This is a genomic window from Variovorax sp. GW821-FHT09A10 (assembly GCF_059418385.1).
On sequence record NZ_JBWKPT010000002.1, the window covers coordinates 584,029 to 596,395 of the forward strand.

Sequence of the window (12,367 nt, forward strand, 5' to 3'; positions counted from 1 at the left end):
GCTGGGCTGGCACTAGATGCGCATCACGAACGGATTCGCGGTCGGCGCGTCGTAGTTGAGCCACACGCTCTTCGTCTGCAGGTAGCCTTCGATGGCCTCCAGGCCGTTCTCGCGCCCCAGCCCGCTGCGCTTGAAGCCGCCAAACGGCATGTGCACGCCCAGCGCCCGGTAGGTGTTGATCCAGACCGTCCCAGCCTCCAGCGCGTTGGCCATCCGGAACGCCCGGCCCATGTTCTGGGTCCAGACACCCGAAGCCAGGCCGTAGAAGGTGTCGTTGGCGATCTCCAGCGCCTCGCGCTCGTCCTTGAAGGTGAGGATCGACAGCACGGGCCCGAAGACCTCCTCGCGCGCGATGCGCATGCCGTTGTGGATGCGGGTGAAGATCGTCGGCTCGATGAACAGGCCGCCCAGCTCCGCGCTCGGGCGTCCGCCCAGCACGCAGTGGCCGCCTTCGTTCTTCGCGATCTCGATGTACTTCAGGATCTTGTCGTACTGGGGCCGGGTCGCGATCGGGCCGATCTGAGTGTCAGGCAGGTTCGGATCGCCCAGGCGTGCGACCTTGGCGACCGCCACCAGCCGCTCGACGAATGCGTCGTGGATGCTCTCCTGCACGAGCAGGCGCGAGCCCGCGATGCAGGTCTGCCCCGCGGCCCCGAAGATACCCGCGACTGCGCCGTTCACCGCGTCATCCAGGTTGGCATCGTCGAAGACGATGTTGGGCGACTTTCCACCCAGCTCCATCGTCACGCTCTTGAAATCGCGCGCGGCCAATTCGTTGACGCGCTGACCGGCCGCCTCGCCGCCGGTGAAGGCGATCTTGGCCGTCAGTGCATGCGTCACCAGCGCTTCGCCCAGGTCGGCACCCAGGCCGGTCACGATGTTCACGACACCCGGCGGAAAGCCGGCCTGCTCGAACAATCGACCGAACTCCAGCGAAGAGGCCGAGGTGTACTCGGACGGCTTGACAACGACCGTGCAGCCGGCGGCCAGCGCGGGAAAGGCCTTCGACGCGAGCAGCGCCAGTGGTGAATTCCACGGCGCGATGCAGACGACGACCCCCACGGGCTCGCGGCGCGTATAGGTGAACATGCCGCTGCGGTCGGGCGGAGGCACGCTGCCCTCCACCTTGTCCGCCAGGCCCGCGTAGTAGTGCGCCATGTGCGCCACCGCGTTCAGCTGCGCGCGCATCTCGGCGAAGAGCTTGCCGTTGTCGCGGACCTCGGTGCGGGCCAGCGTCTCGGCCTCGCCGGCGATCAGGTCGCCCAGCCGGCGCAGGAGCGCGCCACGTCCGCTGGCGGTGAGCGACCCCCACGGGCCCTGTTTCAAGGCCCTGTGGGCCGCGCGCACGGCGGCATCCGCATCCTCGGGCGCCGCCTTGGGAATGCGGGCCCAGGGCTTGCCTGTGTAGGGATTTTCTGTGTCGAGCGTCTGGCCGGAACGGGCGTTCAGCCATTGCCCGTCGATGAGAATCTTGTAGTCGTGCATGGTTCTTTCCTGGATTCCGTGGTCTATTCGTCGCTGCCCATGACGGAGCCGAACGGCTCCCATTTCTGGCCATTCAGCCGCACCATCTGCAGCTGCCGCACCGGGAAGAAGTTCTTGTCACTGCTGTTGGCGAAGATGCCCGGCAGCATCAGCTTGAAGCGCACGTTCTTCATGCTGGCGGCCTGCTTCATCAGGTTCTCGCGCGAGAGGTCGTCGCCGCACTGCTGCAGCACATGCACCAAGGCCTGCGCAGCCACATAGCCGAAGACGTTCATCCAGTCGGCCTTGTTGGCGTCGGGCAGGTACTTGTCCATGAAGGCGTTCCACTCCCGCATCTCGGGGTAGTCCTTCCAGCGGTCGTCGGTCGCCTCCATCAGGTAGGCCGCGCTGATGATCCCCTGCCCGTTCTCCAGGCCCGCGGGCCGCATCACGGCGCCCATCGAGATCGAGATGCTGGTCAGGAAGTGCGTCGGCTTCCAGCCGATCTCGGCCACCTTCTTGATGGTCTGGGCGGCGAACTTCGGCGTGGTGATGTTCACCAGGACGTTGGCACCCGACGCCTTCATCTTGAGGATCTGCGAGTCGACGGTGGCGTCCGTGGGCTCGTAGGTGGTCTCCGAGACGATCAGGCTCTTGGCCTTGTCGCCGAATCCCGCCTTGAGGCCGCCGAGATAGTCGCGACCGAAATCGTCGTTCTGCGACAGGATGGCGACCCGCGCATCGGGGATGTTGGCCAGGATGTACTTCGCGTAGATCGCGCCTTCGCTGTGGTACGTCGGCTGCCAGCCGATGGTCCAGGGGAAGGTCTTCGGATCGATCAGCCGCGTCGAGCCGGCGCCGATCATGAGCTGCGGCACCTTCTTGTTGTTCAGGTACTTCTGCACCGCCAGGTTGGCTGCGGTGCCGACCGAATTGAACACGGCGAGCACCTGGTCCTGCTCGACCAGCTTGCGCGTCTGCTCGACGGTCTTGGGTGGGCTCAATGCATCGTCGTAGGAAAGGTAGTTGATCCGGCGGCCGTTGACCCCGCCCTTCTCGTTGATCATCCTGAAGTACGCCGCATGCATCTTCGCGATCGCGCCGTAGGCCGACCCCGGGCCGCTGTAAGGGCTGGTGTTGCCGATCTTGATCTCGGTGTCGGTGACGCCGGGGCCGTATCGTTTCTGAGCCCGTCCGGTCAGCGGCCCCCCTATCAGCAGTGCGGCCAGGGCCGTGAGGCCGGTTCTTCTGGAAAAGCGCGTGTGCGTGTTCAAGATCCTGTCTCCTTTTCTTGTGAAAGCGATATCTGGCGCGTCGTGCGCCCGGTGCGTGAAAGCAGTCCGCGCCAGGCGGCGCCGAACCCTGCCGAGCCGCCGGGGCGCAGCACGATGAGTGCGATGAGCAGCACGCCGTAGACGGCGCCCGACAGGCCCTTGGACACGCCCTCGGCGATGTTGGGCACGAAGAGGATGAAGGCGGCACCGAGAAAGGCGCCCGGCAGCCAGCCGACGCCGCCGACCACGAGCCCGACCAGGATGGCCACCGACAGGTAGAAACTGAAGCTGTCCGGCGAGACGTACTGGACGACGATCGCGCTGAGTCCCCCCGCGATACCGGTGAAGCAGGCGCTGACAGAAAACGCCAGCGTCTTGTAGAGCGCGACGTTGATGCCCATCGTGCGAGCGGCCAGCGCGTTGTCCTTCACCGCCATCAGCGCGCGCCCCGTCCTGCTGCCGATCAGGTTCCTGGCCAGCCAATAGACAAGACACGTGATGGCCAGGGTCAGCACATACAGCCACTGGTCCGCATTGAGCGGCAGGAACGCGGGCGCCTCCGGCTTCGCGATGGAGATGCCCTGCACGCCGCCGGTCCACGGGTCGAGCACCGACAGCTTCAGGATCTGAGGCAGCGCAATGGCGAGCGTGAAAGTGGCCAGCGCGAGGTAGATGCCTTCCAGGCGAAGCGCCGGCAGTCCGAAGGCAAAGCCCGCGGCGAAAGTGATCAACGCCGCGACGGGCAGCGCCCACCCATAGGGCATTCCGTAGCCGTCCATGAGGATGGCGACGGTGTAGGCGCCCAATGCATAGAAAGCGCCATGCCCCAGCGAGAGCTGCCCGTTGATGCCGACCAGAATGTTCAAGCCCATGATGGCAATGGCATAGACCATCAGTTGCGTTGCCTGGAAGACGAGGAAGTCCTTCGCCAGCACGGGCACCAGAACAGCAATGAGGATCGCGATCACAGGGCCGTACCGGCCGGCTGGGGAGCGGGAGTTGGATGAAGCGGTCATACCCTGTGCGTTGTTGGCTTGCCGATGAGGCCCTGCGGACGGACCAGAAGCACGACCACGATCGCGATCAGTGCGATGGTGGACTTCAGTTCCCCGCCGACGACCGGAACGAAGGTGCTGATGAGGTTTTCCAGCACGCCCAGAAGCAGCCCGCCGATCAGCGCGCCGAGCAGGCTGTTCAAGCCGCCGAGCACGGCACCTGCAAAGCCGTAGATGACGATGCCGGCCATCATGTTCGGTTCGAGAAAAACGATGGGCGCCACCAGGATGCCGGCGATGGCCCCGATGCTGGCGGCCATGCCCCACCCCAGTGCTTCGAGCGCCTTGACCCGGATGCCCAGCAATCGCGCGGAGTTCGGATTGCTCACCGCCGCGCGCATCGCCAGACCGGTGCGGGTGAAGCGGAAGAAAAGGAACAGCAGCAGCAGCACGACGAGGATCACACCGATCATTCCCACCTGGTGCGCGCTGGCCAGGGGGCTGCCCATGAAAGGTGCCGTCCCGAAGGGCGAAGGGAACGGCTTGACGGTGTAGCTCCAGATGAACCCGGCCACACTGTTGAGCACCAGCAGCACGCCGATGAAGACGATGATCTGGTTGATGTCCGATGCGTTGCGGATCCGGCGGATGAGCAGGTGCTGGACCATGGCGCCCAGCACGAAGGACAGCACCAACGTCAGAACGAAAGCCAGCCGGTACGGCAGTCCGAACTCGATGAGCTGCCAGGCCAGGTAGGTCGAGACCATCGCCATCTCGCCCTGCGCGAAATTCACGTGGCCGATGGCCCGGTAGATCATGACGATCGCCAGCGCGACGCAGGCATAGATGGCACCGGTCGCAAGACCGGCGGTGACCTGTTGAATGAGCAGTTCCATGTTCAGCCTCCCAGGTATGCGCGACGGATGTCTTCGTTGTTCTGCACGCTGGCGGCGCAACCCGAGAAGACGATGCGGCCGGTCTCGATCAGGTAGGCTTCCTGCGCAATTTCGAGGGCCAGGGCGGCGTTCTGTTCGACCAGCAGAATGCTCAGCCCCTCCTTCTCGTTGAGCTGGCGGAAGATCGCGAAGATCTCCGCGACAACCTTGGGCGCCAGGCCAAATGACGGCTCGTCGAGCAGCAGCAAGCGCGGGTGCGACATCAAAGCCCTGCCCACGGCAAGCATCTGTTGCTCCCCCCCCGAAAGCAGGCCGGCTTGCTGCAGGCGGCGCGCCTTGAGGATCGGGAAGTACGCGTACATCCGCTCGATGTCGGACGCCAGTTGCTTCTTGTCTTTCTGGAAGATCCCGCCCAGGCGCAGGTTGTCCTCGACACTCAGATGGGTGAAGGTGCCGCGCCCATCGGGCACGTGGCTGATGCCCAGGCGGGCGATGTCCTCCGTGCCCATGCCTGTGAGCGGCCTGCCGTCCAGCTCCATGGATCCCTTGCGCGTCAACAGACCGCAGATGGCTCTCAGCGCGCTCGTCTTGCCCGCTCCGTTGGCGCCAAGCAGCGCCGTGACGCTGCCGCGCTTCACGTCGAGGTCAATGCCGTGCAGCACCGTGATGGCCCCGTAGGAGGCGGACAACTTCTTCACCTGCAGCAGCGGCGTCATTTGGATTCCCCCAGGTATGCCGCGATGACCTCCGGGCTCGCCTGCACCTGGGCAGGTGTCCCGGCGGCGATCCTGCGGCCGAAGTTGAGTGCAACGATCCAGTCCGAGATGCCCATCACCAGGCCCATGTGGTGCTCCACCAGCAACACCGTCAGGTCGAAGTCACGCTGCGTCCCGCGGATGAGCTCGGCCAGGCCCTCGACTTCTTCGTGGTTCAGGCCGCAAGCCGGCTCGTCGAGCAGCAGCAGCCGGGGCTTCATCGCCAGCGCTCGCGCGAACTCCACGCGCTTTTGCGTGCCGAAGGGCAACTCCGCGACCTTGCGGTGCGCGACGTCGCCCAGTCGCAAATAGGCGATCAGTTCGTTCGCCACGGCAGCCGCCGCGCGGTTGACATGCCGGCTGCGCCGCAGGCTGAGCATGTCGGCCAGGAGATTGCCGTGCTTGCGCGTATGGCAGCCGATGAGGATGTTCTCGAACACGGTCGCACTCGGGAACAGCGCGAGGTTCTGGAACGTGCGTCCGATGCCGCGTGCCGCCATCGCATGGGCCGGCAGGTCCAGGATGGAAAGGCCGTCGAGTTCGATGCCGCCGGAAGTGGTCTCGTACAGTCTGCTCAGGCAGTTGAACAGCGTGGTCTTTCCCGCGCCGTTGGGCCCGATGAGTCCAACGATCTTCTGCTTGGGAACATCGAAGCTCACTTGATCGAGCGCGACGATGCCGCCAAACCTGACGACCACCTCACGCACACGCAGCAGCGGTGCGTTCGGGTCGGGCCGGGTGATCGATTCCAGGGAAGGGTTCATGGCATTCGCACACGCGCAGTGCACGGCTTTGCAGGCGGAAGCCCACATGCACCGGTTGCATTCGCGTTGACTTCCTCCTTGCAGAGAAAGCTTGTCTCTTCGTTGTTCGGTGCGGGAACTTTAGGCCGCGCGCACTGCCGGAACAATGCACAAATAATCTGCCTTGTCTTTAGTTCTATTGAAACGACCCTGCCCTTTTCACCCTCGATGCCGCGGGGTTCATGGGTGTCGTTCGTGCAGCGATACGCAAGGCTTCGGTGCGTTGAAATGACGAGGGACCTCCGCCCCAGGGAGATGCCGAGAGCGTCCCTTTCGACCGCGGATTCAGCTGAGAAAAATCGTGGCTGCGCAGACGACTGCGCGCCCTGCGCTCACGCGCACGAATTCAGGCGCGCTCGTGCTGCACGTCGTTCTGGAGCGCCTCGCGCAGCATCGCGATCAGTGCGCGCAACGCGCTGGAAACATGCCGGTGGCCGGGGTAGTAGAGGCACAGGCCTGGATATGCCGGGCACCACGCATCCAGCACACGCTCGAGTCGCCCGTCGCTCAGCGCGCTGGCTGCGAGGTGATCGGGCACGAAGGCGATGCCGATGCCGTCGATGGCTGCATCGACCATCAAGGGCTGGTCGGTCAGGGTGAGCGGACCGTTGACGTTGACGGTCTCGGCATTCCCGTGGTGCTCGAACTCCCAGCGATAGATCGCTCCGCTGTCGAAGCGGAAGCGGATGCAGTCATGGCCCTGCAGATCCTGCGGCACGGCAGGTCGTCCACGTGCCGCCAGATAGCCCGGCGAAGCCACCGCGGCGAAACGCACCGGTGCACCCACGCGGATCGACACCATGTCCTGCGGGACGGCCTCCGCCAGCCGGATGCCCGCATCGAAACCGTGGGCCACGATGTCGCTGAGCTTTCCGTCGCACACGATGTCGAGGTGAACCTGCGGGTTCTCGCGCAGAAAGCGCGCCAGCACCGGTTGCAGCACCAGGCGGACCGCGCCTTCGCTGGAATTGATCCGCAGGGTGCCGCTCGGGATGCCGCCGAAGCTGTCGATCTCCTGCAGGGCGCCGGCCACTGACGAGAGTGCGGGCCGCAGCGTGGCCGCCAATCGCTCCCCTGCATCGGTCAGCGACACGCTGCGCGTGGTCCGGTTGAGCAGCCTGACCGACAGGCGCTGCTCCAGCACCTTGATGGAATGGCTCACCGCCGATGCGGTGATGCCGAGTTCCTTGCCTGCCTCGCGAAAACTGGCATGCGCCGCGACGGCAAGGAACACATTCAGGGAGAGCAGGTCACAGCCCTTGAATTGATGAATGGGATTCACCGGCACAACAAGAATTGATGGGATTGTTTTGATCGTACGGGCTTCCTAGACTGAATGCACGATTCACTCGCAGGTACTCATTCATGTCCCAGAAGATCTTGATGACGGGCGCAAGCTCAGGTTTCGGCCGCGGCACGGCCATTGCATTGGCGCGGCTCGGCCACAAGGTGGTGGCCGGCGCCGAAACATGGCCGCAGGTTCGCGAACTGCGTGCCGATGCGGCCGAAGCAGGCGTCGAGTTGGAGGTGATCAAACTCAACCTGCTCGACAAGATCGACATCGCCCACGCGGGCTCCTTCGACCCTGACGTGCTGGTGCTCAATGCCGGCGTCATGGAGGCCGGTCCGATCACCGACATCCCGATGCAGCGGGCGCGCGAGTCGTTCGACATCAACGTGTTCGGGCACCTCGAACTGGTCCAGGCCATCGTGCCCAAGATGGTGGCCCGCCGCGCCGGCAAGGTGGTGTGGACCTCGTCCATGGGCGGCATCCTGGTGGTGCCGTTCCTTGGCATCTACTGCGCGACCAAGCACGCGATCGAGGCCATCGCCGGCTCGATGAAGGTCGAGCTCGCGCCCTTCGGTGTCAAGGTGGCCACCGTCAATCCGGGCGCCTTCCTCACCGGGTTCAACGACACGGGCGTGGAAAGCCATGTCCAGTGGTACGACCCCAAGACCGCGGTCGTTCCGATGCCCGACTTCACCGAAGGCCTGGCCAACCAGGAAGACCCGCAGGAAATGATCGACGCGATGGTCGAGATCATCCCTGCCAAGGAACACCTGTATCGCACGATGCGCCCGTTCGCGACGGTCGACGTGGCCAAGCAATGGCAGGAGACGGAGTGGACCCAGAATGCCTGACATTTCCATCGACGAGGCGCATCGCATCGTGGCCCGCGGCCGCCAGGCGGCGAAGGATGCGGGCCTCAACGCGGTGTTCGCGATCCTGGATCGCGGCGCCAACCTCGTGACCTTCTCGCGCATGGACGACGCATGGCTGGCGTCGAACGAACTGGCGCTGGCCAAGGCGCGTGCGTCGGTGATGTTCCGCATGCCCAGCGAATCGCTGAACGCACCGCTGCAGGTAGGGGCCCCGGTCCCGCACTTCGACCACGTCCATGCAGGCGGCCTGCTGTTGATGGGCGGCGGCCTGCCGATCTTCGACGCGGAGGGGGCACTGACCGGAGCGCTCGGGGTGTCCGGTGGAACGCCGGAGCAGGACGCCGCCCTCGCCAGAGCGGCCGTGGCCTGAGGCGTGATGCAGCGGCTCCCCGCGCCGGACCTTCGGATGAACACGGCCGAGACCTACTTCCATGCGGAGCGATGGGGTGGCCTGATGTTCGTCGCCGTCGCGGTGACCGCGATCGCCGTGGCCGCATGGACCTGGCGCCACAGCGCGTTCTGGCGCGGTGCGGCGGGCCCGCTTGTCTTGGCGGCGCTGGTCCAGCTGGGTGTCGGCGGCTCCGTCTGGTGGCGCAGCCCGCAAGACCTCGCGCGCGTCCAGCACATCGTCGCAAACGAGCGCGTGCGCCTGGGCATCGAGGAAATTCCTCGCATGCAGGTCGTCATGAACGAATTTGCGAGGAATCGCTGGATCGAGTTCGCGCTCGCCGCAGCCGGGATCCTGCTCGTCATCCTGGCGCCGCAGAGCTCCGTCTGGCAAGGCGCGGGAGCTGGTCTTGCGGTGCAGGCGGCAATGATCTTCCTTCTCGACGGCAGCGCGGAACGGCGAGCTGCCGGCTACCTCTCCTGGCTGCAGTCGCTCTGAACCCGTACGGGCAAGGAGTCCAGCAGGCCGCCATCGTGCTCAGGCCCGCTGCGCGAAACGCCACGCCAGTTCAGCCATCGGCCGCACACCCCCGGCCTCGGCCTGCGCGCTCGACGCCGTGCCCGCCTCGACCCGCTTGGCGATGCCCTGCAGGATCGCCGCCATGCGGAACAGGTTGTAGGCCAGGTAGAAGTTCCAGTCCGGCGCCAGCGCTTCGGGCGTCGTGATGCCGGTGCGATCGCAGTACCTGCGGATGTAGTCGCTCTCGGTCGGAATGCCCAGGCGCTCCAGGTCGAGTCCGCCGATGCCGCGAAACATCCGGGGCGTGATGTGCCACGACATGCAGTGGTAGCTGAAGTCCGCGAGCGGATGGCCGAGCGTGGACAGCTCCCAGTCGAGCACGGCGATCGCGCGTGGCTCGGTGGGGTGAAAGATCAGGTTGTCGAGGCGGAAGTCGCCGTGCGCGATCGAGACCATCCGTTCATCGTGCGCACTTTCGGGCACGTGCGCCGGCAACCACGCCATCAACCGCTCCATCTCGGGAATCTCCTGAGTGGCAGATGCAACGTACTGCTTGCTCCAGCGGCCGATCTGGCGCTCGAGATAGTTGCCGGGCCTTCCGAAATCGGCGAGGCCATGCTTCGCGAACTTCACCGCATGCAGGGCTGCAATCACGCGGTTCATCTCGTCGTAGATCGCTGCGCGCTCTACGTTGCTCATGCCTGGCTGGGACTGGTCCCACAGCACGCGGCCCTGGACGAACTCCATGATGCAGAACGCACGGCCGATGACCGACTCGTCTTCGCACAGGCAGTACACGCGCGGCACCGGCACGTCGGTCCCGGCAAAGGCACGCATGACCTTGAACTCGCGCTCCACCGCGTGCGCGGAAGGCAGCAGCTTCGCCGCGGGGCCCGGTTTGGCGCGCATCACGTAGCTTCGCGTGGGCGTCACCAGCTTGTAGGTCGGGTTGGACTGCCCTCCGCTGAACATCTCCACGGCAAGTGGTCCGGCGAAGCCATCGAGGTTGCTTTCGAGCCAGGCAGCGAGCGCGTTCACGTCGAACCGGTGCTGCAGGGCGATGGCACGAGTGCCGGCGAAATTTTCAGCGTCCTGGGTCATGTCTCTCCAATGTTCTTGGTCGGCGCAGCTCGCGCGGCTCAGCGCCCCTGAAAACTCGGCGCGCGCTTCTCGGCGAAAGCACGGCGCCCTTCGATCCGATCGTCGGAATCGCGCAGGTTGCCGAAGCTCTGCTGCTCCAATTCGAGGCCGGCGGTCAACGGCAGCTCGCGGCCGACCTGGGCGAGCCTCTTGGCGGTGACCACGGCCAGGGGTGCATTCGAGGCGATGCGCTGGGCGATCGACCGCGCGGCCGCCGCGAGATCCGGTGGCGCCACCACCCGGCTGACCAGGCCAATGCGCAACGCTTCCTGGGCGTCGATACGCTCGCCGGTCAACAGCAGCAGCATCGCGTCCGACTGGCCCACCGCGCGCACGATGCGCTGCGTCCCACCGCCGGCCGGGATGCTCCCGATGCAGACCTCCGGCAGGCCGAATACCGCGGTGCTCGCGGCGATCCGGATGTCGCAGAGCATCGCCATCTCGAGCCCGCCTCCCAACGCGAAGCCGTTGATCGCCGCGATCATCGGCTTGGGCGTCTGCAGGGTCGACACGGGCGGGAGGCCGGCGCTCGAGCCGAAATGCAGTTCGGCAAAGCTCTCTGCGGGCGGCATGGTCTTCTTCAGATCGGCGCCGGTACAGAAGGCCCGTTCGCCCGCTCCCGTGAGAATGCCGACCCGCACGTCCTTGCGAACCGATATCTCGTTCCAGGCTTCGTGCAACTGCGCGGCGGACTCCGGGTCGATCGCGTTCATCGCTTCCGGGCGATTCAGGGTCACGGTGGCGATGAAATCGCGCACCTCGAGCGTCACGGGCATGTCGTGTCTCCTTCGTTGTCGTGAGCGAGCCCGGCGGCACGCAACACCTCGCGGGTGTGCTCGCCCACGAGGGGTGCGGGACGCCGGGCGCGCGGCACCTCGCCCACCGCGCGCAACGGCGTTGCGGGCAGGGTCAGTTCGCCGGCAATCGGATGGCGCACCGTCTCGGACAACCTCGCATCCGCGAATGCCGGCGAGGCGATGACTTCCGAGTAGTCGTTGATCGGCGCGCAGATGATGTCCACCGCCTCGAAGCGCTTCAGCCATTCGGCGCGCGGGCGGCGCGTCATGCGCTCCTCCAGCAACTGCACCAGCTCGCGACGGTGCGCAATGCGGCCCGACAGTTCGCGAAAGCGTGGGTCGGTCAGCAGCCCGGGGCATTCGAGGACACCGCACAGCGCCTCCCAGCGCGACGGGTGGTAGGCGGCAAGCATGATCCAGCCATCCGCACAACGCAGCGCCTCGTTGGGCGCGGCATAGGGCGCGGCGCTGCCGATGCGCGCCGGGGGAACCCCGTCGGCGAAGTAGCTGGCGAAACTCATCTGCTGCAACGCGATGGCGGACGCGAACATGCTGGCGTCGATCCATTGGCCTTCGCGATCGCCCTCTCCCTCACGTCGGCGCCGCGCCAGCGCTCCCAGCACGCCGATGGCGGCGACGTAGCCGGTCACCATGTCGACGACCGGCACCTGCACCTTGCATGGCGGTGCCTCCGGCAAGCCCGTCACGCTCATCAGGCCGGAGACCGCCTGTAGCACGCCATCAACGCCTGGCTTGTGCTGCCACGCCCCCTCCTGCCCGTAAGCAGAGACGGAGCAATAGATGACGCCCGGATTGCGTTGCCGCACATCCTCGTAGCCCAGCCCGAGCCGCTGCATCACGCCGGGACGGAAGCTCTCGACCACCACGTCCGCGTCGGCGGCGAGCTGGAGCGCCGCTTCGCGCTGCTGCGGATTCTTGAGGTCGAGCGCCACGCTGCGCTTGTTGCCGTTGAGCGCCATGAATCCGAGGCTCTGCCCTTCGACGAAAGGCGCCAGCGCGCGGCACAGCTCGCCCGTGGGCGCCTCTATCTTGATGACATCCGCGCCGAGGTCGGCGAGTGTCTGCGTGCACACCGGTCCTGCGGCGACCTGGGTGAAGTCGATGACGCGGATGCCGTTGAGGGAGTCTCCAAGCATGTCGGTTCGTCTCCTC

The 12,367-nt window shown here is 65.7% G+C and carries 13 protein-coding genes; 3 read left to right on the plus strand and 10 right to left on the minus strand.

The features are described from left to right. Nucleotides 1–12 precede the first annotated feature (12 nt). From AC07Q9_RS09505 to AC07Q9_RS09535, 7 genes are all read right to left on the minus strand, one after another. A complete protein-coding gene (locus tag AC07Q9_RS09505; protein WP_495308973.1) occupies nucleotides 13–1,485 on the minus strand; it encodes an aldehyde dehydrogenase in 1,473 nt (490 codons plus the stop codon). A gap of 23 nt (nucleotides 1,486–1,508) precedes the next feature. Next, on the minus strand, nucleotides 1,509–2,738 hold the full coding sequence (locus tag AC07Q9_RS09510; RefSeq protein ID WP_495263416.1) for an ABC transporter substrate-binding protein: 1,230 nt from the start codon (nucleotides 2,736–2,738) through the stop codon (nucleotides 1,509–1,511). Further along, nucleotides 2,735–3,754 (minus strand): branched-chain amino acid ABC transporter permease, encoded by a 1,020-nt coding sequence (locus tag AC07Q9_RS09515; RefSeq protein WP_495308976.1) that lies wholly within the window; start codon nucleotides 3,752–3,754, stop codon nucleotides 2,735–2,737. Before AC07Q9_RS09515 ends, AC07Q9_RS09510 begins: the two co-directional genes overlap by 4 nt. Beyond that, nucleotides 3,751–4,629: a branched-chain amino acid ABC transporter permease gene (locus AC07Q9_RS09520; protein ID WP_495308978.1), complete on the minus strand. Its 879-nt coding sequence runs from the start codon at nucleotides 4,627–4,629 to the stop codon at nucleotides 3,751–3,753. Before AC07Q9_RS09520 ends, AC07Q9_RS09515 begins: the two co-directional genes overlap by 4 nt. Before the next feature lie 2 nt (nucleotides 4,630–4,631). Further along, nucleotides 4,632–5,345, minus strand: coding sequence for an ABC transporter ATP-binding protein (locus AC07Q9_RS09525; RefSeq protein WP_495308981.1), 714 nt, complete (start codon nucleotides 5,343–5,345; stop codon nucleotides 4,632–4,634). Further along, entirely contained in the window at nucleotides 5,342–6,148 is an 807-nt protein-coding gene (locus tag AC07Q9_RS09530; protein ID WP_495308983.1) for an ABC transporter ATP-binding protein, read from the minus strand. The genes AC07Q9_RS09525 and AC07Q9_RS09530 overlap by 4 nt, the downstream gene beginning before the upstream one ends. Nucleotides 6,149–6,533: 385 nt before the next feature. Then, the gene (locus AC07Q9_RS09535) at nucleotides 6,534–7,469 is read right to left on the minus strand and encodes a LysR family transcriptional regulator (RefSeq protein WP_495309964.1); all 936 of its coding nucleotides are present in this window, start codon (nucleotides 7,467–7,469) and stop codon (nucleotides 6,534–6,536) included. An 83-nt stretch (nucleotides 7,470–7,552) separates the two neighbouring features. On the opposite strand from AC07Q9_RS09535, the gene AC07Q9_RS09540 reads away from it, so the two are divergent. The 3 genes from AC07Q9_RS09540 to AC07Q9_RS09550 are packed head-to-tail and all read left to right on the plus strand — an operon-like array spanning nucleotide 7,553 to nucleotide 9,236. Next, on the plus strand, nucleotides 7,553–8,329 hold the full coding sequence (locus AC07Q9_RS09540) for an SDR family oxidoreductase (protein ID WP_062482489.1): 777 nt from the start codon (nucleotides 7,553–7,555) through the stop codon (nucleotides 8,327–8,329). After that, entirely contained in the window at nucleotides 8,322–8,720 is a 399-nt protein-coding gene (locus tag AC07Q9_RS09545; protein WP_495308986.1) for a GlcG/HbpS family heme-binding protein, read from the plus strand. Before AC07Q9_RS09540 ends, AC07Q9_RS09545 begins: the two co-directional genes overlap by 8 nt. Before the next feature lie 36 nt (nucleotides 8,721–8,756). Further along, nucleotides 8,757–9,236: a hypothetical protein gene (locus AC07Q9_RS09550; protein ID WP_139702312.1), complete on the plus strand. Its 480-nt coding sequence runs from the start codon at nucleotides 8,757–8,759 to the stop codon at nucleotides 9,234–9,236. A gap of 39 nt (nucleotides 9,237–9,275) precedes the next feature. On the opposite strand, the gene AC07Q9_RS09555 is transcribed toward AC07Q9_RS09550, so the two are convergent. Genes AC07Q9_RS09555 through AC07Q9_RS09565 form a run of 3 tightly spaced genes read right to left on the minus strand, consistent with a single transcriptional unit; the run spans nucleotide 9,276 to nucleotide 12,351 of the window. Continuing rightward, nucleotides 9,276–10,358 (minus strand): phosphotransferase, encoded by a 1,083-nt coding sequence (locus AC07Q9_RS09555; protein ID WP_495308988.1) that lies wholly within the window; start codon nucleotides 10,356–10,358, stop codon nucleotides 9,276–9,278. Between the two features lie 38 nt (nucleotides 10,359–10,396). Next, a complete protein-coding gene (locus tag AC07Q9_RS09560) occupies nucleotides 10,397–11,173 on the minus strand; it encodes an enoyl-CoA hydratase/isomerase family protein (protein WP_495308990.1) in 777 nt (258 codons plus the stop codon). Next, entirely contained in the window at nucleotides 11,164–12,351 is a 1,188-nt protein-coding gene (locus AC07Q9_RS09565) for a CaiB/BaiF CoA transferase family protein (protein ID WP_495308992.1), read from the minus strand. The genes AC07Q9_RS09560 and AC07Q9_RS09565 overlap by 10 nt, the downstream gene beginning before the upstream one ends. Between the last annotated feature and the right edge of the window lie 16 nt (nucleotides 12,352–12,367).

What these genes read in the sequence shown, in the direction of transcription:
- AC07Q9_RS09540 (WP_062482489.1), top strand. Translation starts at nt 7,553, where the DNA reads ATGTCCCAGAAGATCTTGATGACGGGCGCAAGCTCAGGTTTCGGCCGC.
- AC07Q9_RS09505 (WP_495308973.1), bottom strand. Translation starts at nt 1,485, where the DNA reads ATGCACGACTACAAGATTCTCATCGACGGGCAATGGCTGAACGCCCGT.
- AC07Q9_RS09550 (WP_139702312.1), top strand. Translation starts at nt 8,757, where the DNA reads ATGAACACGGCCGAGACCTACTTCCATGCGGAGCGATGGGGTGGCCTG.
- AC07Q9_RS09530 (WP_495308983.1), bottom strand. Translation starts at nt 6,148, where the DNA reads ATGAACCCTTCCCTGGAATCGATCACCCGGCCCGACCCGAACGCACCG.
- AC07Q9_RS09555 (WP_495308988.1), bottom strand. Translation starts at nt 10,358, where the DNA reads ATGACCCAGGACGCTGAAAATTTCGCCGGCACTCGTGCCATCGCCCTG.
- AC07Q9_RS09545 (WP_495308986.1), top strand. Translation starts at nt 8,322, where the DNA reads ATGCCTGACATTTCCATCGACGAGGCGCATCGCATCGTGGCCCGCGGC.
- AC07Q9_RS09565 (WP_495308992.1), bottom strand. Translation starts at nt 12,351, where the DNA reads ATGCTTGGAGACTCCCTCAACGGCATCCGCGTCATCGACTTCACCCAG.
- AC07Q9_RS09515 (WP_495308976.1), bottom strand. Translation starts at nt 3,754, where the DNA reads ATGACCGCTTCATCCAACTCCCGCTCCCCAGCCGGCCGGTACGGCCCT.
- AC07Q9_RS09520 (WP_495308978.1), bottom strand. Translation starts at nt 4,629, where the DNA reads ATGGAACTGCTCATTCAACAGGTCACCGCCGGTCTTGCGACCGGTGCC.
- AC07Q9_RS09525 (WP_495308981.1), bottom strand. Translation starts at nt 5,345, where the DNA reads ATGACGCCGCTGCTGCAGGTGAAGAAGTTGTCCGCCTCCTACGGGGCC.
- AC07Q9_RS09560 (WP_495308990.1), bottom strand. Translation starts at nt 11,173, where the DNA reads ATGCCCGTGACGCTCGAGGTGCGCGATTTCATCGCCACCGTGACCCTG.